Origin of the sequence: Nitrosomonas sp. PY1, assembly GCF_022836435.1 — a bacterium.
Classification (GTDB): Bacteria; Pseudomonadota; Gammaproteobacteria; order Burkholderiales; family Nitrosomonadaceae; genus Nitrosomonas.
This window is the reverse complement of sequence record NZ_BQXC01000001.1, coordinates 2,206,714-2,227,883: the sequence shown is the minus strand read 5'-3', so window position 1 is coordinate 2,227,883 and position 21,170 is coordinate 2,206,714. Positions and strand designations below refer to the sequence as shown.

The window sequence follows — 21,170 nt, the reverse complement described above, 5'->3', positions numbered from 1 at the left end:
GAGATCAACTTGCTATCATATCAGGATACCTAAATTTGATTGGTATGATCTATGGCTAGAAAGTGGCACGAACACCGAAGATGAAACTTCTTCCAGGTTCCGGAGCGAAATTTCTTAAAAAAGAAACAGAATTTCGGATCTCATCGTTTAACAAATTTGATGCTTTAGCAAATAACCATAGATCTCCCCACCGCCCCATTTTTAATTGGTAGTCTAAATTGGCTGTTAGTAAATGATAACTATGGGTGCGAATTTCATTTTCTCCTGGGTGATTTTGCGCTTCTCCACGAGTATATCTCAAAGCGGCATTCCACACGTTATTGCTAAATCCCAGTTCAAAACCATAGCGTAACGGTGGCATGCGTGGCACGCTGTCTCGATTACCTTGCGTGAAACGGCCACGAGTATAATCAGAAAATACCGTCATCGAAAAATCGCCCTGAGGTACAGGGTACATGGTTTTGATTTCAGCTTCATATCCCGTGAAAACTGCATTGCGTTGATCATATGCAAGGATATTGACGCATTCAGCTGCATCGACGCAACTCTGATGGATTTCTTCGCTATCTATTTCGTAAAACGATCCGGTGTTGCGTTGATAGATAAAATTATTGATATGGTTGTAGTAGCCGTTTACACGTGTACTAAAATAACGAGTCTGCCAATTCAGGCTTAAATCAATCATATTCGTTGTTTCGTTACCCAATTCAATATTTCCAATATCAAAACTACGTGTAGCTAAGTGAGGTCCGAGTGCTAATAATTCCTGTATATCCGGTGATCGCTTGCCACGATTCAACGACAATAGCACAGACATGTCCTTGAAAGGATTCCATTGTGCGGCTGTAGAGGCGGATATGGCCTGATAATGAAAATCGTTTGGTAAATTTACTGGAGGCAATGCATTGCCATCCAATCTTTGCTGTGCAATTTTAGGATTTACGCTTGATAATTCACCTCGCATACCGGCACTAAAGATCCAATCATTCCATGTGTATTTGTGCGTGGTATAAAAGCCTAGTGATTGTTGCTTGGTTTTGGGCACATAGGTTTCCACCCCAGAAGCAGAGAAATCGCGGCTGATCCATTGCGCTCCTAGTGTGCCAGTAAACTGCTGCGATAACTTATGATCAATTTCAAAACGGCCTTCACCTGCGTTATTTTTGAATAGAGTAAAAGGTTGACTGCTCTCAATTTCACGATGCTGGTAATCGACCAAGCCATAGCGGAAAATAATGCGCTCGATTCCGCGTATCGGTTCATACCACTCAGTTTTAAAATCATAGCGTGATTGGTGCATATTTAGGCGAATATTCGACAGAGAAGGCTGGCTAGAGCTTGAGTCACTGGAGCGTGGTAAAACGGGATTCAATTCAACAGCATGTTCATGTTCTCCATGTGTTCCGCTGGGTACACCATAATGATTGGTAATATGGCTAATCGACATTCCAGCCATCGCATGTGTGCCTAGCCAGGATATTCCTGCGAAACCACTAGTCACCTGGCTATCGGTATTGGGAATTTTTCCTGTAGAGTTTTGAAATTCGTTTGCGTCAAATTGTTGCAGGAAAGCTTCGTTGATTGCTTTGCCGGGAGTTCTGATGTCATTGCGTTGACGAAATAAACCACCCAAGCTGAGCGCGAGAGAATTTTTTCCTAAGTTCAATTTAATTGCGGAATTAGTGCCGTTGCCATTCGTGTCATAGCGATTATCCACTGCGCCATCGATTTGATTTTTTGGAGCGCGTTCTGGAATGCGATTATCAATTACATCAACCACGCCACCTATTGCATTACCGCCATAACGGATCGTTTCGGGTCCTCGCAGAACTCTGATTTGTTCGGCGAACAGAGGCTCAATGGCTACTGCATGATCAGGGCTTAAGCTAGCAGCGTCATGACTGCCAATACCGTTTTGTAGTGTGCGTACTCTTGATCCGGTCAAGCCGCGGATTACCGGTACTCCGACTCCCGGTCCGAAAGAAGCATTACTGACACCCAACTCTCTTTCTAGTGTTCGACCCAGTGTATCGTTTTGTTGTATGTGTAATGCTCTGCCTTTCAATACGGTAGATTTTGTATCTGCTGCAGGAAGCGTGGGGTTATCTCCAATAATTGTGATTGGTTTCAATTCAACATTTGGTTTACTCTGCGCATAATCTGATGCGGTTCTTTCAGAATCATTTTTTTTTGATGCATTTTCAGCTGGGAAGGCTTGATTAGCGATTCCAATCGCCAAGAAAATACATGCATACACAAAATATCTTCTGGGTCGTTGGATTGAAAATGAGCTGATTAAGCTTCGATTAGTTAGCATACTGCCATTGCATTGGCTCATTTGATTTATTGATTACATAAATAATATCTATAGCTTTAGATAAGTATATGTAGTTTTATGAACAAAATTTTTATTTGATTGTTAGTCGTTTGTTACTTGTATTGAGAATACCAAAAGATTTTGATTATGATATGTTATATCATAACTATATGCAATCGTGTTTTCGAGATTAATAGAGATCTTTGTAAGGCTATTCAATTCTGCGGCAAGCTTTTTATTTTGTCTTTGCCGCGCAAAGGCTTTCTTTAATGATTTATTTCAGATTGAAGTGGCGAATAAAAATTATTAAAAAGAGGTGTAGTGTGAACTAAGCAAAGTAATAATTTGCGTTGTGAGTTTCAAATGAGATATTTCTCACATACTGAAACAAGATGAAGCAAGAAACTATCGCATCATAAACACCATCAAAGAAGATAGAAGTGAATTACGGGTAAAAAATATAATTTATTCTTGATTCTTGGGATATTGATATGTGATATCAATGTACTACCTTAAAATATACTAGGGGGTAGACTGTGATGAATAAGGAACTTACTTTTGAAGATGATGAGCTTTACTCCGAAGACGATTTGAATGATGCAAACGATGCAATTATGGATAGTCAGATTCCGGAAGGTCGGTTTGCGGAGATTATAGAGGAATACGAAGCATCGAATGACTACTATGATTCCGACGAAGATAACGATATTTCTATAGATTCTCTGGATTTGCATTAACTCATACACTGAGCTCACCGAGCTTAATCTACCTTGCTATTATTCTGCAGTAGAATGCGGAATAGGGCAGGGTATGTCACGTATCAATAATTCGCTAGGCTAGTTTTGCGATGATCTAATATAGCTTTTACGCCGTAATGGTTATGATATACTTCGAGTCTTTATAGTTAGGGATATGCTCTGTCGCTCTGTCAAATTTGTAAATATTACAGTATAGATCATAATATTTAGATCAATGCGTATTGACGGATAATATAGGCATCTGTTTTGACAGAACTTTCCTGAAACACTAATGGGGGGAATGGTTGAACATGGCGGATAGTTTTAGTATAAGCAATAGGATGAGTGGCAGACGAAAGTTTCTGGTTACTGTCACTTCTGTTGCAGGTGGGGTTGCGGGGGCTGCGATTGCAACCCCCTTTTTATTAAGCATGATGCCTAGCGAGCGAGCTAAAGCAGCTGGTGCACCGGTAGAAGTTGATATTTCCAAGCTCGAATTGGGAATGTTATTGACGGTTGAATGGCGTGGAAAAGTTGTGTGGGTTTTGAAGCGGACCCCTGAAATGTTAGAGAATTTGACAAAAATTGAAGATCAATTGGCTGATCCACATTCAGAAAAGAAACAACAACCCGGGTATGCTCAAAATCGTACACGTTCCATAAAACCAGAAACCCTTGTTGTCGAAGGTGTGTGCACTCATTTAGGATGTTCTCCAGTATTTAGAAAAGATATTGCGCCTGCAGATCTTGGTTCTGACTGGTTGGGCGGTTTTTTCTGTCCATGCCATGGATCGAAGTTTGATTTGGCTGGTCGGGTTTACAAGCATGTTCCTGCTCCAACCAATTTGGTGGTTCCTCCTCATACATACCTAAGCGACACTCAATTATTAATTGGATCTGAAAGCGGAGCGGCATAAATGAGTAACTTATTTAATTCGATGATTGCGTGGGTCGATAAACGCTTTCCATTGACATCAAATTGGAAAGCACACCTATCGGAATACTATGCACCGAAAAATTTTAATTTTTGGTACTACTTTGGTTCGTTAGCATTATTAGTTCTAGTCAATCAGCTGATTACAGGAATTTTCTTGACTATGAACTACAAACCAGATGCAAGCTTAGCTTTTTCATCTGTTGAATATATTATGCGTGACGTGGAATATGGGTGGATAATCCGCTATATGCACTCTACCGGTGCTTCAATGTTTTTTATCGTGGTTTATTTGCACATGTTTCGCGGCATGATGTACGGCTCATATAGAAAACCCCGTGAGCTTTTATGGCTTGTTGGCATGGGAATATTTTTTATTCTGATGAGTTTGGCATTCACGGGCTATATTTTGCCGTGGGGGCAAATGTCCTATTGGGGAGCTCAGGTAATCGTGAGTATGTTCGGTGCCATTCCAGTAATAGGAGAGACCTTGCAACAATGGTTGTTGGGGGATTTTACTTTATCTGATGCGGCGCTCAATCGTTTCTTCGCTTACCATGTGGTTACGCTGCCAATTCTTTTGGTAGTCTTGGTTTTTGTACACATCTTGGCATTGCATGAAACAGGCTCAAACAATCCGGATGGCATCGAGATTAAAAATAACAAAAATCCAAAAACAGGGATTCCTGTTGATGGCATACCGTTTCATCCTTACTACACAGTAAAAGATATAGTCGGTGTTGTGGGATTTTTGATTATATTCTGTGGAATCATTTTCTTTGCTCCAGAAATGGGTGGATATTTTCTTGAGTATAATAATTTCATACCTGCTAATACGCTACAAACACCAGACCACATTGCACCAGTTTGGTATTTCACACCCTACTATTCGATGCTCCGTGCGGTGACCGTCAATTTCTTAGGGATCGATGCGAAGCTTTGGGGGGTGATTTTAATGGCGGGTTCTGTGGTTATTTTTTGTTTCTTGCCATGGTTAGATAGGAGTCCTGTTAAATCTATACGGTACAAAGGTCCGTACTTTAAAGTAGCATTGACACTTTTTGTAATAAGTTTCTTTGTGCTAGGATGGTTGGGAACAAAATCTCCAACACCGATGTATACATTATTAGCACAAATTTTCACGGTTATTTATTTTGCATTCTTTATTTTGATGCCTTGGTATAGCAAAATAGATAAAGTTAAACCTGAGCCTAAAAGATTGACGAAAGAGTAAAAAAATGAAGAAGATAATAATTGGTGCTATTGTATTTGTTTTTTGCCTGGCTTCATTTAAGCTATTTGCTGCAGAATCTGCCATTCCTTTGGATAAAGCTCCGGTAGATATTACGGATAATGCTTCTTTGCAAAGAGGGGCTGAAAACTTCGTAAATTACTGTTTGACTTGTCATGGAGCGAGTTTTATGCGCTATAACCGTCATAGAGACATCGGTTTAAGTAATGAGGAGATTCTCAATAAACTGATATACACGGGGCAGAAAGTCGGCGGTTTGATGGAATCTGCGATGCGTAAGAAAGAAGCTGAGGAGTGGTTTGGGGTTGTACCTCCTGATTTGTCGGTAATTGCTCGTGCGAAAGGAGCTGACTGGTTATATAGCTACTTACGTGCGTTTTATCGCGATGAAGCTACTGCAACCGGTTGGAATAATTTGGTTTTCGATCGAGCAGCAATGCCTCATGTTCTTTATGGATTGCAAGGTGAGCAAAAATTAATTACAAAAACAAGTGACAAAGGCGAACAGAAAACCTTATCGTTGGAGAAATCGGGTGAATTGACCTCAGCAGAATATGATAAATTCGTAGGCGATTTGGTTAATTATTTGGTTTATCTGGGTGAGCCGCATGCGAATTCGCGTAAGGAAATAGGATTAATGGTAATGGCCTTCCTGTTTGGTATGCTTATCTTGTCATATGTATTAAAAAGAGAATACTGGAAAGACATACACTAATCCATTTGTGATTTCTCGATTTTTTCATTCATACTGTATAGTAAGAGAAAAGAAGTTATGATGACGTTGTTTTCAACGGTTACTTGTCCATATAGTCATCGTTGCAGGATTGTTTTGCATGAAAAGGACATGGATTTCCAAGTAATTGATGTTGATCCAAATAGTAAATCTGAAGACTTGGCATTAATTAGCCCACACGGTAAAGCGCCGGTTCTTGTTGAAAGAGATCTGGTTTTGTATCAATCTAATATCATTAATGAATATATTGATGACCGCTTTCCGCATCCGCAATTAATGCCAGCCGACCCTGTGATGCGTGCGCGTGCGCGATTAATGCTGTATCGCTTTGAGCAAGAATTGTTCTGTTATATTGGTGCATTCGATGGTAGCGATCAGAAAGCGATCAGCGAGGCACGAACAGTTCTTACTGATAATCTAACAATGCTATCTCCTATTTTTGACAAGCAGAAATTCATGCTTGGAGATGAGTTTTCGATGTTGGATGTTGCGATTGCTCCGCTATTGTGGCGCTTAGAGCATTTTGAGATACGCTTGCCAAAACAGGCTGCTTCATTACTTAAATATTCCGAACGATTATTCAGTCGACCACTATTTATTGATGCCTTGTCTGCATCGGAAAAAGTAATGCGTAAATGAAATTAAAAAACAGTTCCAATAAACCTTATTTGATCCGTTCAATATACGAATGGTGTGTAGATAATAGTTTTACACCTTATATATCTGTAATTGTTTTTCCTGAACTAGACATGCCGGGAAAGTATTTCAATAATGATGAAATAATCTTTAACATCAGCAACAAAGCAGTTAATGATTTAATCATTGATAATGAATTTATCTATTTTTCTGCACGTTTTAATGGAGTTTCCAGAGAGCTTGAAATTCCTATGACAGCAATAAAAGGAATATTTGCTAAGGAAACTAATCAAGGGATACTGTTCTCTTTAGATGCAGATAATGAAAACCGATTGCCAGTTACTGAAGATACTGGTTTGACTTCAATAGCTAATTCATCTGGAAGTACTAGTAAGAGAAACCATTTACGGATTGTTAAGTAACAGTTCTAGAAACTCCGAAGTATATTGCCGGCATAGCTCAGATGGTAGAGCAGCTGATTTGTAATCAGAAGGTCCCGAGTTCGATTCTTGGTGTCGGCACCATAAAAACAATGAGTTATAAATTATCCTATAAATGTATAATACCTATGTAGACAATATGTAGACGTTAGCTTAATAAGCAATGATAAAAAAAATAATTTACAGCTTTCATCGTTGAAGATCATTGTTAGCAAGGTACTGCAGCAACACATCTTATTTTGGATGCAATTTATCATCCTTTATCCATCTTTCCGAAATTTAGAAGTATTAATTGCTACTTATAGTCGGTCGACTTATGGTCATCATTTGCAGACAATCTGAATCTGATTAGCTGTAAGGTTAGAGTATGGTCAGAAAATCGAGTGACACTCTTCGCGGGACTCTTGCGGAGAACATCAAACTATTTCGAAAGAAAAAAGGACTTTCTCAAGAAGAATTGGCTGAACAATGCGGTTTACATCGTACATACATTGGGTCAGTTGAACGTCATGAGCGGAACGTCACTCTCAGTACGCTTGAGGTTTTATCGGAAACTTTAGGCATAAGCGTTCCTAAATTACTCACCAAATGCGAAAACCCATCAAATAGCTCGCAGACGGAGCTTGATGAGTGAATATCACTGAAAAAGAAATTGGTGAAATTGTCGACGCACTACGCCGCCTCACACCAACACAGCTACAATGGATTAAAGCAACAATTTTAGCTTTAGGAGTACCACACAAATTCTGGCGAGCTTCAGATTCGGATATCGTTACGCAAGCAGTGTTGGATAATCTTGGTGACCGTCTCCTGATTCATCACATGGGAAGTCGCCAGGCATTGAGTAAAGATCGTTTTGAATTTGCATTTGAAGCCTCACTTAATGATTCTGGCGTTTCTGCACAACTCGTGAAGAGTAGAACTAATCGCGGCCATGACATAACCATTGATGGTACGCCAGTTAGCCTAAAAACCGAAGCAGCAGCTAATATTAAAGTAGATTCGATTCACATCAGCAAGTGGATGGAACTTGGCAAGGGCGAATGGAAGCTTCACTTACTGCGTGATCTTTTTCTTGAACACATGCAAAGTTACGCACGCATATTCACACTGCGGTGTCTCGATATAGACCCTTGCCATGTACTTTATGAACTTGTAGAGATTCCAAAAGCATTGATGGTTGAAGCATCAAACTGTCAGCTTGAAATTCGCGAAGACAGTAGGCAGAATCCTAAACCTGGTTACGGCTATGTCAGGGAGGCTGCCGGGCAATTGAAATATGCTCTTTATTTCGATGGCGGGACTGAACGTAAACTCCAGATCAAGGGGCTACGAAAAAATCTTTGTAAAGTTCATGCAACTTGGGCCTTTGGATCAGCAACCTTTTAGCAGACGTTCGCGTGCCAATCCTGCATATTCAGCATTCAGTTCAATCCCAACACAATCTCTGTTCAATTCGTTACAAACCACCCCCGTTGTGCCTGTACCAAAGAATGGATCTAGGACGCGGCCTTTTTCACGGGAACCTGCAATCACACAAAGGCGCACGAGGGCTCGAGGATATACCGCAAAATGACTACCAAGATAAGGCTCAGTTGTAATATTCCAAACGGTGCGGCGATTCTTTGATTCCTGTTTCAGACTGGATGCTGGTTCCATGACTGCTTGCCAGTTATAGTAATATTTTTCAGATTTCGAAAAAAGAAACACGTATTCGTGAGAGCGAGTCGGACGATCCTTTACGCTCTCAGGCTGACAATTAGGTTTATTCCATATGATGTCTGTGCGGAGATACCAGCCATCAGCTTGGAGCGCAAAAGCCAGCTTCCAAGGGATGCCAATCAAGTCTTTGGGTTTGAGTCCTTCTGGAGTAGGAGCTCTGTATCCCATCGCTCGACCTTTATTTTTTGAGTCGGCGTCACGCCAAGTGCGCCCCCCCGATGTGTAGCTGTCCCCAATGTTTAACCACAGGGTGCCATCATCGGACAAAGTCCGTCTAGCTTCACGAAACAGAAGTACTAGATCTGCAATATATTCATCCACAGTAGTTTCTGCGCCTATCTGTCCTTCAACTCCATAATCCCGTAGTCCCCAATATGGGGGAGAAGTTACGATGCAATTGAAATACCCATCAGACATATGCTTTAGAAGAAGACGCGCATCACCGACATGTAAATCGCAACGATTTTTAGTGTTTTCAGTCCATTGAGCGTCAAGAAGTGTACTATCTGTATCAAATAAATCGAGTGCTTGTCTTGTTTCATTCATGCTCTATGTTCCAAAAATCAATGTTTAATGCGGTAATTTTGTGAAATTAGTAGTAGCAATGTGCTACTTATAGTATTCAGTTGATGAGTTGCTGTCAATGTTAAAAATTAAAAGCCCAGCAGCGCCACATAAACAGCAAGTTGCAATAAATCTTAAAATCAATTCACACTGATGCAAATACTATATAGACATTGACGAACAAATTTACCGTAACAAAATCATAAGGCTACTGCTTTCCAGAGTACGGGGGTACGAGGTAAAAAGCACACATCATTTTTTCCAATTAAATCCTGCGGATCTATCGACTAAGAATGTGAATGCATCAGATTCTTTTTCTTCCATTTGCTCAACCATTCCAGAGTATGGAAACTGCACTAAGAAAATAGCCATGTCGAAATGATCAGAAATTATTACAAATTCTTCAGCTTCTAATTCGGGATGCCAGACACCAGGGCGAACACGAAAGCCGTGATTTTTCTGGTTAACATCAAAAGCAGTATTCAGTCGCTCAAGTGATGATTGCGGTACTGGTGTTCCGGGCGGCAAATTAGCATGAAGAAGACGTGCTCGACGACTCGGATAAGACCAGCAAATAAAGCCATCACGTGCTACCGCTAACAACGCAGCTTGCTCGGTAAGCTCAATCCATTTGAGTGCTGTGGCCGTAAATGAAGTGCCATAACGATTAGCACAGTGCCCTAGCAAATCTAAAGTGACAAGTTGCCCATTGATTTGATCTCTGAAATCAGATGCCGGCATTAACAAATAGGAAGCAAATTTATTTGCTTCCGATTCAAATTTCCTTGACTCTCCACTTTCGTAATTAAGCATTTCCTCTTGGCTGCATCGAAAACCATTTTCTCTATTTTTACGATGCAGTAGATAATGGCCAAACTCGTGTCCAAGAGTAAAATTAATTCTTCCAGGAATGTTGACAGTTTCATCATATGAAATGCACCAGTCCCCCTTTTTGCGCTTAGATAACATTCCATCAACACCAGAAATATTGTGCCCTTTTATAATCCCGATAGGATCAGAAAATCTGGTCTTAGTCACCTCGAGTGCAATTTGCTTTACATCGACAGGGAAGCTTTTCTCGCACAGCAACCACAATTTTGATAGTTGAATACCCCAAGCAGTTGGAGTCTTGGGGTCACTCATCGTCAATTGCCTTTAAGAATTTTTCTAGCTGCGCTCGTTTCACCGGATCAAGCTGAGTAATTCTGCGAAAAAATACTTGATCAACATCCGATTCTGTCAGATTTAGCCTCTCATCATTCAAAAGATACTCCACAGGAACCCCGAATACTTCTGCAATTTTGCCAATTTTTTCTGCTGAAGGCCTTACAGTAGGGCGATTCTCTAATTCCCAGATGTAGCTCTTACTTGAGTTTGTTTTTTCTGCAAGTTCTTCAAGCGTTAGTTTCAAACGCTTTCTTTCCGTACGAATTTTTTCCCCTAGCAATGAAGCCATTTACCAACTCTCCAATAAATAAGTTCAGAGTAGACGTATTTATTTTATTTTGCAACAGGAATTTTATATGGTAATATTATTTGTGCTCCTATACCGAACTTTTAGTTAGAGGCGCTACTTCTTAAACTTTTAATAGGAATCGTGATATGCAAAAAGCTCCATTAGGTACTACCGCTCGTACAGGTGAGAAATGTCCAGAAAGCGGCGTATGGGTTGTTGTTGGAACACCTAGTACAACTGCGCCAATTGCCAAAAACAACACAATGCCGCCTTATTCTGGCAAAGCAGTTACTTGGAAGCTCTCAAGCTACGCATAGCCTGATATGTATCGGATAGCGGTTTTTTTCTGTTATCTGATACATTATAGAAACTAATATAGGAAATTTATTATGAGTAAAAAACGTGATATCCATGTTGTTCCACATACAAATGGTTGGGCTACTAGGAAAGAAAATGCGCAACGCGTCGGCTCTGTAGTTGATACACAAAAGCAAGCAATTGATCGAGCACGTGAGCAGGCAAGGCGCGAGAAAGTCGAAGTTGTAATCCATCGGAAAGATGGGACTATTCGAGATAGTGACAGCTATGGTAACGACCCTAAGCCTCCTATAGATAGGAAGCATTGAGTTTATTGTAATGACGGCAGTTACAGAGGGGGGCAAAAGTTATGCAGCCCTCTTCTTTTCAGTTTTTTATCAGTTTATTACTTTCTTGCGTACAGTTATTAACAGAACTCCAAGGCGGCTGCGCCGCAAATGCGGCCTCGCGGTCGCTCCTCGCGTCGCTCCCGCTCGGGCGCTTTGCACTTCGCCGCTCAGTCGAATTTGTTTCACTGATAATTTTTGTTACTCGCCAATGATGCATTCGTGTTGGTAACTGGACAGATTCAGTTTCAACGCCACAGATTTTCTTGCCGATGGGATCACCGTATTTGCCTCGTTCTTTTGAGTCGATTTTCATGAGTTTGATAGGGTTGTCTTTGCGTTTGGCCGTAGCTCCTCCCATCAATTGAACAAATCGCCACCATTTTCTCTGATCGGCTGCTTGTTGTGCTTCATCCAGAACACCTTCGGGAGCTTCACTAATCCTTCTAAGCTCGCGCCAGATTGAAACCGGCGCGCCACCGATTTGCTGAAATTGCCGGATACCCCAAGTTGAGGCCCATGCTTCGACTCGCTCCGCAGCTTCTTGAATAGGACTGCCATCGATGTCTTGTTCAAGACCGTGACCATCAATGTTTTTAGAAATGTACTTAGCAATATAAGCAACCGCAGTGCCTTTGCTTTTATCGATGGGAATGGCTTTGAAGCGATGCTCTTGGGCGCCGGGCTCGTCCCCATTGGTTTGCAGGGCATAATGCCGGATGATTTCCCTAACTTTTTCTATTTGCTCAGGCGGCATAAATAACAGCATATGCCAATGTGGCGTGCCATCATGTTGCGGCTCCGCTATACGGAAGCCATACACGGGAAGATTGTCTCTTTTGAGTTTGGCGCGAATTCTTGACCAGACTTGATTCAAGTATTTTTGCGCTTGTTTAGGATTGGTGCCGTCATACTTTAAATTTTGTTTTCCAGTGCCCGAATGCCGGGCATGCATTCTGGAGGGGCAAGTGATGGTATAGAATTCGCCGATGTGTCCTAGCTCGTTAGCAATGTATTCAAAGCCGAATATGCGCACCATCAATTCGCTGCGACGAATGCGAGGATTTGCAAGGCCCAAATCGGCAAGTTCGCTTAATGTGAAGCACTGGCCGAGTTCATTAGTGGCGAATAAACCATCGAGAATGCGGCGAATACGTTTTTTCTGTTCTCTGCGCCTTGTCAATGTCTCATCGCTCACATACCGGCTTGCTCGCTGATGAACCAGTCCTATACGTATGGCATCTTGTTCTAGTTTTTGCGCATGATTCTTGCGCAATCGTTGTAGCCACCATAGTTCATCGGTGAGGCGGGTATAAATACCGATTGCCGTAATAGTTGAGTCTTCAAGCAGTGCTTTATTAATGTCATACTTCTGTGCTCGATGAATCATCCGTGAGAGTTTGTATTCGAGATTTGGATAAATGCGGCTGATTTGCTGCATTTCTCTAACAATATTTTTTGCTAAATCTTTCAGATCTTCATCGGTAGCATTAATTGGTATATTATTTCTGGTAATTTCACCATAGGCTTTAAGCAAGCCGAGATTGGCGCATTGCCTGCCATCAAAGATATAGGTTTCTTTGTAGTCATAGGCAACAATCTCTGCGAATCGCTTAGGCAATTGCCGAAATATTGGCGCACGCCAGCGTTTATCACTGGCATCGGGTTCATCGAGTAAGCTTAATATGCGTTCGGCGATGCGTTCACCAGGGCTGGACAGTTCCCCGCTATCATGTACTGAGGAGTGCATAAAGATCTCAGTACTGGCTAGTTGAATAATGTGTGCAGGATTCAATATAGGCAAGCAGATCGCTATGACGATATCGAACTGCTCGGGAGCCTATCTTGACGAAGGGCACCCGCGCCCCGGCCCAGCGGTCTCGTTCCAGAAATGCGGTGCTTACGCCTAAGATTTGTGCAGCTTGTTTAGTAGTGAGTAAAAGATCATGCATGATTAATTCCATTTGTGATTGAAATGGAATTGATCATCCTGCAACTCACCGAGAAATAAAAAAGGGTCAGTTGACTGAGGGGTAATTAAAAGTCTCCCTCAGGAATGGCAGATCTCTAAAGTGAGTGGCGATGTGGCTTGGCGTCTTCAGACTAAAATCAAATAACAATTAATTGCGCTGTTAATCTTCAAGCTGAGGATCTTTTATCAGTTCAATTTTATATTGAACCTTTGGAGGAGCGCCTTTTTTGCGCTTCTTTTGTGGATCAACGTTTTTAATCCATTCCTTGACCGTTTCATCATCATAAGTTCTGCCATTGCCAATTTGCTGAATTATTTTTGATCGAACTATATGGATCGGATGAATAGTCGAATCAAGCTCCCATAACGCACTAGCTATTGCTTGGCAGCGAATCCTATCTTCTATTTCATTAGCTGGCCGGTAATTTTTAGCTTCCTTCGTAATTATTTGTCCATCAGGTAGATGTTTGGGCATCCAGCAAGACGGTGGGTCGTAATGAGATCTGATGCACAAATCAATTACTTCTTCACGCTTGACATACAGCGAATCCAGATAGGCTTTATTAATAGCATCTTTTAATAAGCAGTTCAGGGTTTTTAGATAATGAGGAATATCTGCTATCAGAGAGATAATGGAATCATCAATAAAAATTGATCGTTTGCGGGTTCTTGCAGAAATCTTTCTATTACGTATGGCAAGCATTAGCCGAATAATATGTTCTCTAAGCTTGGGGGAAATCGCGCTGGTATCGGTTTCGTCTGGTTCGGCATCAACCCAGATATGGGCTAATTGCCAGACTGTTTGATAATCTGGGTTATCATCGAGAAACATAGCGGGTTTATTTGCGGTGGTAATTGAATATATTCAATTGACGGCTAAGGGCCTCCACACTTGAGAAAATTGCATTTGGTATTTGATTTGCCACCCTTGACAGGCTGCCGCCGCCCGAAGTGCGGTTTGGTATGAAGGATTGAGGTTTTGTGGATTGGTCTGGAAGAATCAGACGTACTTTGAAGTGGGAACAGAAGGAATATAAAAACGCCAGTGCCTCAATCCCTCAGTTAGTATTTTCTTGGGCGGCGGCAGCCTGTCAAGGGCAAGCCGCTTTGCGGTGGCAATGAGATGAAGGTTATGCAGCGATTTCCTTCAAAATATCAGGGTGTCGTTCGGCAATGGTAATCAGTGTTTTTGCTGCTCCACTGGGTTGACGGCGGCCTTGTTCCCATTCTTGCAATGTCCGCACAGATACGTTTAGCAGTTTGGCGAATTCAGCCTGAGATAGTCCCGTTTTTTTGCGTGCAGAGATGACCGGCGACATGACAACGCGACCTTTTCCAGCTTTCATCTGACGCACAGATTCAAGTAACTCAGAGCTTAAGTCCCGGCTGTTTTCCCATGCTTCCAGTTCTACGTCAGTCAATGGTTTTTTCGATTTCATGTTTTATTTCCTTTAAAGTCTTTGCGCTGATTGAGTCCAGTTTGTTTTTTGCATAAATAAAGACCAACCAGATTTCGCCATTAGCCAGACGGTTAAAATAAATGACACGCACACCGCCGGATTTTCCAGAACCTGTTCGACTCCAGCGTACTTTGCGCATGCCGCCAGAACCTTTGACGACATCACCGGTTTCTGGATTCTCTGTAATGAAGGTTATAAATTCATCATGTACTTGATCTGTCCAGTAGTGTGGCCACAGCCGTTCAAAAATTTCAGTTTCAACAATAGTAAACACAATTAACAAATCCGTCAATGACGTATATTTTAAGTATTGCCCTGTAAGTTCTTTATAGGGAAATCAGTTACTGTCGCTGATGGTTTGTAACCAGCACACTTGAGAATATAGTCGGTAATTTTTTGCATAGGCTGTCGTAGCCGTTCTACATCGGCAACAATGTACCCGGCTGTAACATCGTTGCTCATTTTGTGATTGGCCAAACGTTTCACTGCATAGGCTGAGATATCGAGACTTTCCGCTACAGTTAAGAATGTACGGCGTAAATCATGAATCGTGAATGAAATACCAGATTCCTTGATGACTTTGGCGATTTGCTTGCGCTGCTCGGAAACATATCCGGTTCCGCTGGCTCTTTGGAATACGTATTCATTGGTCGCGTTATTTTTTCTTTGCTGTAACAAGTCGTAAAGAAAATCAGATAAGGGCAGGGTGTGATCCAAATGATTTTTTGTATCGGTTGCCTTCAGGGTCTTGGATTGTAGGTCGACATTATCCCAGGTCATGCTGGCAGCTTCTTCTCGTCTTAATCCTGTAAAGATTACTAGCAGTAAATAATCCCGAATGGTTTCACGGTTTTGGCTGAGCGGATCATTTTTTAAGTTCATGATTGCTTGGAACCAGGGTTTGAGTTCATGTGGCTTAATAACAGTCTGGCGGCGATCTACTCGATACCAGGCGCGAGTTTGGGTAAGGCGGACAACCGGGTTTTCATGCAGAATGGATTTGCCGTTGCCATCTTCGTATTGCGCAATGGCAAAATTAAACAAGGCGCGTAAAAAACGCATCGACAGATTGGCATAGGCTTCGCCTCGCTCTGAACCTATTTTGTTATGGCGCTTGCTAACCATATCCTTATTGATATTAATCATTGGCTTATCCTGCCAATCAGTAAAAATAATAGACATCACTCGCCGATAATCATAGAGCGTCCGTTCTTTGAGATTTTTTCGCGTTTTAACAAAATCATCGAAAGCTTGTTTCAGTGTCGTGCCTTGTAAGGATTCTTGCTTTCTTTCAGCGACAGGATTCCGGCCAATGGCAATATGGCCAAGTAATTTATGCGCTTTCTTTCTGGCTTGCTCAACAGTTAATTCAGGGTAGCGGCCTAGCGTCAGTCGTTTCACTTTGCCATCAATTCTCTTTTCGAGAATAAATGATTTTGCGCCGGCAGAAGTAACGCGCACCGCAAAACCTTTTAGTTCCGAATCACGAACAAAGGCTTGACCAGTTTCTGGTGTAGACAATTTGTTTACATAGGATTTCGTGATTTTTTGTGGAAGCGTTTGGGGTGTGGTCATTGCTTCAATCTCCTTTCATGTAGGCGCCATGTAGACACTATGTAGACAGTAGGCGTAAAACTATGGGTAAGAGTTTAAAACAACCTAATATATAAAATCAATACAAAACAATGACATTACCGGTTATTCAAAAATATTAAAACAATGTAAAACACTACATTTTAGAATTTGTAATCAGAAGGTCCAGAGTTCGATTCTTGGTGTAGGTACCATAAAATCAATGAGTTATATTGATTTTGTCTTCTTCTAATTTTCCACTTGTGTCAAAATTGTGTCATTCTGTAACGTGCCGCGCTATTTGGTACTAATTTTCGTTTTATTTGGTACTGGGGATTTACTGATTTAACGGTTAATTTTTAAACATTTCTGATAATCAATTCGCTGCGCTTTGCTCTTTTATTACCGCCGCCAACCGCATAGAAAACTTCCGCTGTATTAATAGTCAGTCCATCGAATGCTTCGTGCATTTCTGGGATGTCGTTTACTGAAATAATCATGTTTCCTTCGATGGATTTAGCCAACTCTGCCAATTGGTGGTATTGATCTAACCCGAACTCGACGCCATAGCCCTCTGTGCCGTAATACGGCGGATCGCAATAAAATAACGCGTGATCCCGATCATACTTGGATACGCACTCCTGCCATGCAAGATGCTCGATAAATGTCCGTGACAACCTGATGTGTGCTTGGCTTAAATCCTCCTCTAACCTAAGCAGGTTCAATTTTGGACCGCTCGTTGTTGCGATGCCAAAAGTGCGGCTGGAAACCCTGCTTCCAAACGACATCTTCTGCAAATAATAGAATCGTGCGGTGCGCTGGATATCTGTGAGCGTTTCACACGGCGTAACATTTAACCAACCGAACATCTCCCTGCTTACTAGCGCCCAACGAAACTGCTTAACAAACTCATCCAGGTGGTATTTGACCACCCGATACATATTCACCAGTTCTCCGTTAATGTCGTTTATCACTTCAACTTCAGCCGGGTCCCTCATAAAGAATAGCGCGGCTGCACCGCAAAAGGGTTCAACATAGCAGGTGTGTTTTGGAAATAAAGGCAGAATGGTTTTGGCCAGTCTTCGTTTTCCTCCGATCCAAGGGATAAATGGATAATTTTTATGCATATTCCTTTCTTTTTACTGCCACGACGTTGGCCTAGTCGTCACGGTTAACAAATTGCTGCCCGGATGGTTCAGCCAATTCGTTGTCACCTTATCGAAGGTCTTGCCTGTGTAATCTCCGCTGGCTACGTCAGACGGAGTATTCAATGTTTGATGCGAGATACCATTAACTGTATAAGTTGGCCCATAAATATGGCTATCTGCTGTCAATCGGCATTGAAAACTTTCCAGGTATCGGCGTTGAAAAGTTTCCACCTGGTATATTTGGTTAATCGGTTTTTATACACTTTTTACAATGCTTGAATTTGCAATTCCCCGTGGTCTTGCCGCGGGGATAGGCGCAGGGTGCGCGGAGCAAATTTATTCGATAAGAATCATTTTCTGTTTCGATGATGTCACAATGATGGGTAATTCGGTCTAACAGAGCGGTGGTCATTTTTGCATCGCCAAAAACCTGCACCCATTCACTGAATTTTAAGTTGGTAGTTATGATGAGTGAGGTACGCTCATACAATTGGCTGATTAAATGGAACAGCAAGGCGCCTCCGGATTCAGGGAAAGGCAGGTATCCCAGTTCATCCAGGATGACGGCGTCAAATTGGATGAGTCTTTTGGCCAGATTTCCGGTTTTATTCAGTTGTTTTTCTTGTTCCAGAAGATTAACCAGATCAATGGCGTTAAAGAATCTTATACGTTTTCCATGATGGATAGCTGCGATACCCAGTGCAGTGGCCAAATGGGTTTTACCTGTTCCCGTGCCGCCGACCAGAATGAGGTTATGTGCGTCATCCATAAAACCAGCCGTTGCGAGCTGCTCTATTTGCTGGCGTGAGAGCAGTGTTTCATTCCAGTCAAATTTCACCAAATCCCGGTGAATTGGAAACTTTCAACAGGTGTTCAATGTAGCCGGCGAAAGGTGTGGTTATTTGCCTCAAAAATGGCTGTTCTTGCTGAAAACACTCAGCAATGGTTTGTGATGAAAAGTCAGGGTGTTTTCTGTTTGATAGCTCTTGGCACCGCTTTTCTAACCAACGATTTAGATCATCCAGGGTCTCGAATTTTACGCGTGGCGTAAATAACCACTCTCTGACATTTCCTACTTGATTCTCAATTTGACCTTTCTCCCATCCAGCTGCCGGTGTACAAGCTACCGGTTCAAACAAATAGTGATTGGCCAATGCCATAAACCGTCGGTTAAACTGTCGCCCTTTGCCCATAAAAACGGTATCCACAATCGTTTTAGGATTGTCATAAATCATCTGCAAGGTCACGCCGCCATAAAACGCAAATGTGCCGCTTTGATAGCTTGCTCTATACCGCCGATCTCGACAACTTCCTGACTCCAGTCAAATTGACAGACTTCACCAGGCTTAAACGCCAAAGGAACAAAGGCTTGCTTTAATGAAGGTGTGTTCTTGTAACTGGCCTTCCATTGTTTAACAAATCGCCGAACACTGTCATAAACACCTGTATAACCCTCATCAACCAAACCTTCATATAAGCGCACCGCTGTACGACGTTGCCTTTGGGGTAACAATGCTTCTGCTTCAAGCCATTTCGTTAATAACATCTTGAATTCACCCAGTTTGGGTGCAATTTGAATGCGACGCCGATATACCGGTTCAGCTTCTGTCTGTAAATGCTTCCTGACCGTGGGGAGTGATAATCCCAATGAACGCGCTATTGAACCGATACTTTCCTTACTAACAAAATGACGCCTTCTGACTTCGGCAATAATATCCATTGTTATCACTCCAGAATTCTCCGACTAAATGTCGGGTATTTAACAATCCTGGGTGGAAACTTTTCAACGCCGATTTACCCAAAATCCCGGTAAGTTTTGCACGCGGTTTGACACTATGGATATCATAAGCAGCTCAGATCTGGCTCTAGTTCTTTGTTTAATGTGCTAACACTTGGGGACTCGGTTTCTCACTACCTGAAGATTTTTGTGCCAAATGTGGCGTTTTTCTTCGAAGGACATACGAGCATTTGCTGGACTGGTGGAAGGCAAGCGAAGCAAGTTTAATCTGTGCAAATTCGTAACAAGCGATACATTTCTTTTAAAGCACGTTTCCGCCTTACTGCCATTGAAAATCACTTGAGTAATTTTTTGATAAGTTGCAAAGAATGTATGAAAATCATTGATAATTTGCTCGTCGGCCTTAATATTAGAATCCAGACTGCCGGTACGCCGACAGGATTTCAACACATCCCAAAGTGCAATGGACGAAGCTTGTAGCGCCGCAATTTTTTCTTGGTAAGATGTTTCTAGTGGAATTTCCAGCCACTGTGTTATGATCGGCCAAAAAGCGTTGTGCGGATGCGCATAATATTGTTTTGCAGCCAAAGAAGCTTCTCCCGGCATACTCCCGAGAATCAGAATTTTTGCTTGTTTCCCAACAATGGGAGGAAAGCTTTGTATCAGAGACATGGGCCATCAAGAATGATGAGAATGGTGAAGAAGCGGAGTGTGTACTCAGTTCCTATGCGTGTTATTTTCATCACTTGCTAACAGCATGAATTGGTGGTAATCCTTCATCCGATTTTTGTTTTGCAATCAAACAAATGAAATCGCAGACAATATGGGCTGCGGCCAGTGCTGTTATCTGACTGTGATCGTAAGCAGGCGCTACTTCAACCACATCCATACCGATTAAATTCATTCCGGTTAGACCACGGATGATGGCTAACGCTTGCGCTGTCGATAATCCACCGCAAACAGGAGTGCCGGTACCGGGGGCGAAAGCTGGATCGAGGCAATCGATATCGAATGTTAGATAAGCAGGATGTTGTCCTACAATGCGCTTAATATCCGCAATTACGGCTTCAGGACCATAGCGATGTACCCAGGGCGAATCCAGGACAGAGATGCCCATGAAGTCATCATTCCAAGTCCGAATGCCGATTTGTACCGAACGCTTTGGATCGATGATGCCTTCCTTGATGGCTTTATAAAACATGGTGCCGTGATTGAGAGATTCCTGACTATCATCAGACCAAGTATCGCTGTGCGCATCAAAATGAATCAGTGAAAGCGGTTTGCCAAAGCGCTCAGCATGCGCTTTGAGTAGCGGATAACTGATGTAGTGGTCACCACCCAAGGTTAGCATACGTGCGCCCGAGTTCAATATATGCCGGGCATGGTCGACAATGGCTTGGTGTGTCGACATAGGGTGGTGTGTGTCCAGATAACAATCACCGAAATCGATTACAGCTAATTTCTCGAAGGGATCGAAACCCCAGGGGTACGGTTTGAGCGAAGCGATTTCGGCGGATGCAAGGCGAATGGCTTGTGGCCCGGAACGTGCGCCAGATCGATAGGTAACACCCAAATCGAATGGTATTCCGCTGATGACCAGATCGGCACCGGTTAGATCTTTAGAGTAATTGCGCCGCAAGAACGATAAAACACCTGCAAAGGTAGGTTCTCGCCGCATACCATAGGGGGATTCACAGGCTATTGCACCGTCAATCTTGACTTCCATTTCCTTCATATTATTTGAAATCTCCTAAAAACATAACCTTATGTAATGAAAAATTAGTCTAATCTTGCTAATAAGAAACGCAATTCTATCTTGTAAGAATTTATACTCGTAAGATTATA

At 42.1% G+C, this 21,170-nt stretch carries 26 protein-coding genes, 1 tRNA gene and 1 pseudogene; 11 read left to right on the top strand and 17 right to left on the bottom strand.

The genetic code is table 11. The features are described from left to right. Positions 1-55 precede the first annotated feature (55 nt). Entirely contained in the window at positions 56-2,257 is a 2,202-nt protein-coding gene (locus tag W03_RS10350; RefSeq protein WP_244073042.1) for a TonB-dependent receptor, read from the bottom strand. A 599-nt stretch (positions 2,258-2,856) separates the two neighbouring features. On the opposite strand from W03_RS10350, the gene W03_RS10345 reads away from it, so the two are divergent. The 9 genes from W03_RS10345 to W03_RS10305 all read left to right on the top strand — a co-directional run bounded on the left by W03_RS10345 (position 2,857) and on the right by W03_RS10305 (position 8,438). Then, entirely contained in the window at positions 2,857-3,054 is a 198-nt protein-coding gene (locus W03_RS10345) for a hypothetical protein (RefSeq protein WP_244073040.1), read from the top strand. A gap of 311 nt (positions 3,055-3,365) precedes the next feature. Further along, positions 3,366-3,971, top strand: coding sequence for a ubiquinol-cytochrome c reductase iron-sulfur subunit (petA, locus tag W03_RS10340; RefSeq protein ID WP_244073039.1), 606 nt, complete (start codon positions 3,366-3,368; stop codon positions 3,969-3,971). Then, positions 3,972-5,222, top strand: coding sequence for a cytochrome b N-terminal domain-containing protein (locus tag W03_RS10335; protein ID WP_244073038.1), 1,251 nt, complete (start codon positions 3,972-3,974; stop codon positions 5,220-5,222). Between the two features lie 4 nt (positions 5,223-5,226). Beyond that, the gene (locus W03_RS10330) at positions 5,227-5,955 is read left to right on the top strand and encodes a cytochrome c1 (protein ID WP_244073037.1); all 729 of its coding nucleotides are present in this window, start codon (positions 5,227-5,229) and stop codon (positions 5,953-5,955) included. Between the two features lie 57 nt (positions 5,956-6,012). Then, positions 6,013-6,612 carry a glutathione S-transferase N-terminal domain-containing protein gene (locus tag W03_RS10325; RefSeq protein ID WP_244073035.1) on the top strand — a complete coding sequence of 200 codons (600 nt, stop codon included), beginning with the start codon at positions 6,013-6,015 and terminating at the stop codon, positions 6,610-6,612. After that, positions 6,609-7,031, top strand: coding sequence for a ClpXP protease specificity-enhancing factor (locus W03_RS10320; RefSeq protein WP_244073033.1), 423 nt, complete (start codon positions 6,609-6,611; stop codon positions 7,029-7,031). The genes W03_RS10325 and W03_RS10320 overlap by 4 nt, the downstream gene beginning before the upstream one ends. A 26-nt stretch (positions 7,032-7,057) precedes the next feature. Continuing rightward, positions 7,058-7,133, top strand: a tRNA-Thr gene (locus tag W03_RS10315). Between the two features lie 283 nt (positions 7,134-7,416). Further along, a complete protein-coding gene (locus W03_RS10310) occupies positions 7,417-7,683 on the top strand; it encodes a helix-turn-helix domain-containing protein (protein WP_244073032.1) in 267 nt (88 codons plus the stop codon). After that, positions 7,680-8,438 (top strand): hypothetical protein, encoded by a 759-nt coding sequence (locus W03_RS10305; RefSeq protein ID WP_244073030.1) that lies wholly within the window; start codon positions 7,680-7,682, stop codon positions 8,436-8,438. Before W03_RS10310 ends, W03_RS10305 begins: the two co-directional genes overlap by 4 nt. Here W03_RS10305 and W03_RS10300 read toward each other — a convergent pair. The 3 genes from W03_RS10300 to W03_RS10290 form a co-directional block, all read right to left on the bottom strand. Continuing rightward, the gene (locus W03_RS10300; RefSeq protein ID WP_375792734.1) at positions 8,424-9,188 is read right to left on the bottom strand and encodes a DNA-methyltransferase; all 765 of its coding nucleotides are present in this window, start codon (positions 9,186-9,188) and stop codon (positions 8,424-8,426) included. The genes W03_RS10305 and W03_RS10300 overlap by 15 nt on opposite strands. Before the next feature lie 399 nt (positions 9,189-9,587). Beyond that, a complete protein-coding gene (locus W03_RS10295; protein WP_244073027.1) occupies positions 9,588-10,478 on the bottom strand; it encodes an ImmA/IrrE family metallo-endopeptidase in 891 nt (296 codons plus the stop codon). After that, positions 10,471-10,791 (bottom strand): helix-turn-helix domain-containing protein, encoded by a 321-nt coding sequence (locus tag W03_RS10290; RefSeq protein WP_244073024.1) that lies wholly within the window; start codon positions 10,789-10,791, stop codon positions 10,471-10,473. The genes W03_RS10295 and W03_RS10290 overlap by 8 nt, the downstream gene beginning before the upstream one ends. 146 nt (positions 10,792-10,937) lie before the next feature. Between W03_RS10290 and W03_RS10285 the strand changes: the two genes are divergently transcribed. Then, positions 10,938-11,108 (top strand): hypothetical protein, encoded by a 171-nt coding sequence (locus W03_RS10285; protein WP_244073022.1) that lies wholly within the window; start codon positions 10,938-10,940, stop codon positions 11,106-11,108. Positions 11,109-11,180: 72 nt separating this feature from the next. Then, positions 11,181-11,417 carry a DUF2188 domain-containing protein gene (locus tag W03_RS10280; RefSeq protein ID WP_244073021.1) on the top strand — a complete coding sequence of 79 codons (237 nt, stop codon included), beginning with the start codon at positions 11,181-11,183 and terminating at the stop codon, positions 11,415-11,417. 58 nt (positions 11,418-11,475) lie between these two features. Here W03_RS10280 and W03_RS10275 read toward each other — a convergent pair whose 3' ends face one another. The 13 genes and pseudogenes from W03_RS10275 to speB all read right to left on the bottom strand — a co-directional run bounded on the left by W03_RS10275 (position 11,476) and on the right by speB (position 21,060). After that, positions 11,476-13,185, bottom strand: a complete 1,710-nt coding sequence (locus W03_RS10275; protein WP_244073019.1) for a replication endonuclease — start codon at positions 13,183-13,185, stop codon at positions 11,476-11,478. Between the two features lie 7 nt (positions 13,186-13,192). Then, entirely contained in the window at positions 13,193-13,387 is a 195-nt protein-coding gene (locus W03_RS10270) for an AlpA family transcriptional regulator (RefSeq protein WP_244073017.1), read from the bottom strand. Between the two features lie 180 nt (positions 13,388-13,567). Next, a complete protein-coding gene (locus W03_RS10265; protein ID WP_244073015.1) occupies positions 13,568-14,239 on the bottom strand; it encodes a hypothetical protein in 672 nt (223 codons plus the stop codon). Between the two features lie 298 nt (positions 14,240-14,537). Further along, on the bottom strand, positions 14,538-14,846 hold the full coding sequence (locus tag W03_RS10260; protein WP_279600072.1) for a DNA-binding transcriptional regulator: 309 nt from the start codon (positions 14,844-14,846) through the stop codon (positions 14,538-14,540). Beyond that, positions 14,821-15,141 (bottom strand): type II toxin-antitoxin system RelE/ParE family toxin, encoded by a 321-nt coding sequence (locus tag W03_RS10255; protein ID WP_244073013.1) that lies wholly within the window; start codon positions 15,139-15,141, stop codon positions 14,821-14,823. The genes W03_RS10260 and W03_RS10255 overlap by 26 nt, the downstream gene beginning before the upstream one ends. 29 nt (positions 15,142-15,170) lie before the next feature. Continuing rightward, a complete protein-coding gene (locus W03_RS10250; RefSeq protein ID WP_244073011.1) occupies positions 15,171-16,442 on the bottom strand; it encodes an integrase family protein in 1,272 nt (423 codons plus the stop codon). 356 nt (positions 16,443-16,798) lie between these two features. Continuing rightward, on the bottom strand, positions 16,799-17,566 hold the full coding sequence (locus tag W03_RS10245) for a DNA adenine methylase (RefSeq protein ID WP_244073009.1): 768 nt from the start codon (positions 17,564-17,566) through the stop codon (positions 16,799-16,801). A gap of 12 nt (positions 17,567-17,578) precedes the next feature. Further along, on the bottom strand, positions 17,579-17,818 hold the full coding sequence (locus W03_RS10240) for a hypothetical protein (protein ID WP_244073007.1): 240 nt from the start codon (positions 17,816-17,818) through the stop codon (positions 17,579-17,581). 13 nt (positions 17,819-17,831) lie between these two features. After that, positions 17,832-18,449, bottom strand: a pseudogene (gene istB / locus W03_RS10235) (IS21-like element helper ATPase IstB); the annotation flags it as partial. Continuing rightward, complete coding sequence (locus W03_RS10230; RefSeq protein ID WP_244073005.1) at positions 18,415-18,822, bottom strand: hypothetical protein; 408 nt, start codon at positions 18,820-18,822, stop codon at positions 18,415-18,417. The gene W03_RS10230 and the pseudogene istB, both read right to left, overlap by 35 nt. 8 nt (positions 18,823-18,830) lie before the next feature. Further along, positions 18,831-19,307: a hypothetical protein gene (locus W03_RS10225; protein ID WP_244073004.1), complete on the bottom strand. Its 477-nt coding sequence runs from the start codon at positions 19,305-19,307 to the stop codon at positions 18,831-18,833. 165 nt (positions 19,308-19,472) lie between these two features. Next, a complete protein-coding gene (locus W03_RS10220; RefSeq protein ID WP_244073002.1) occupies positions 19,473-19,997 on the bottom strand; it encodes a DNA-deoxyinosine glycosylase in 525 nt (174 codons plus the stop codon). Between the two features lie 70 nt (positions 19,998-20,067). After that, positions 20,068-21,060: an agmatinase gene (gene speB, locus W03_RS10215; RefSeq protein ID WP_244073001.1), complete on the bottom strand. Its 993-nt coding sequence runs from the start codon at positions 21,058-21,060 to the stop codon at positions 20,068-20,070. Between the last annotated feature and the right edge of the window lie 110 nt (positions 21,061-21,170).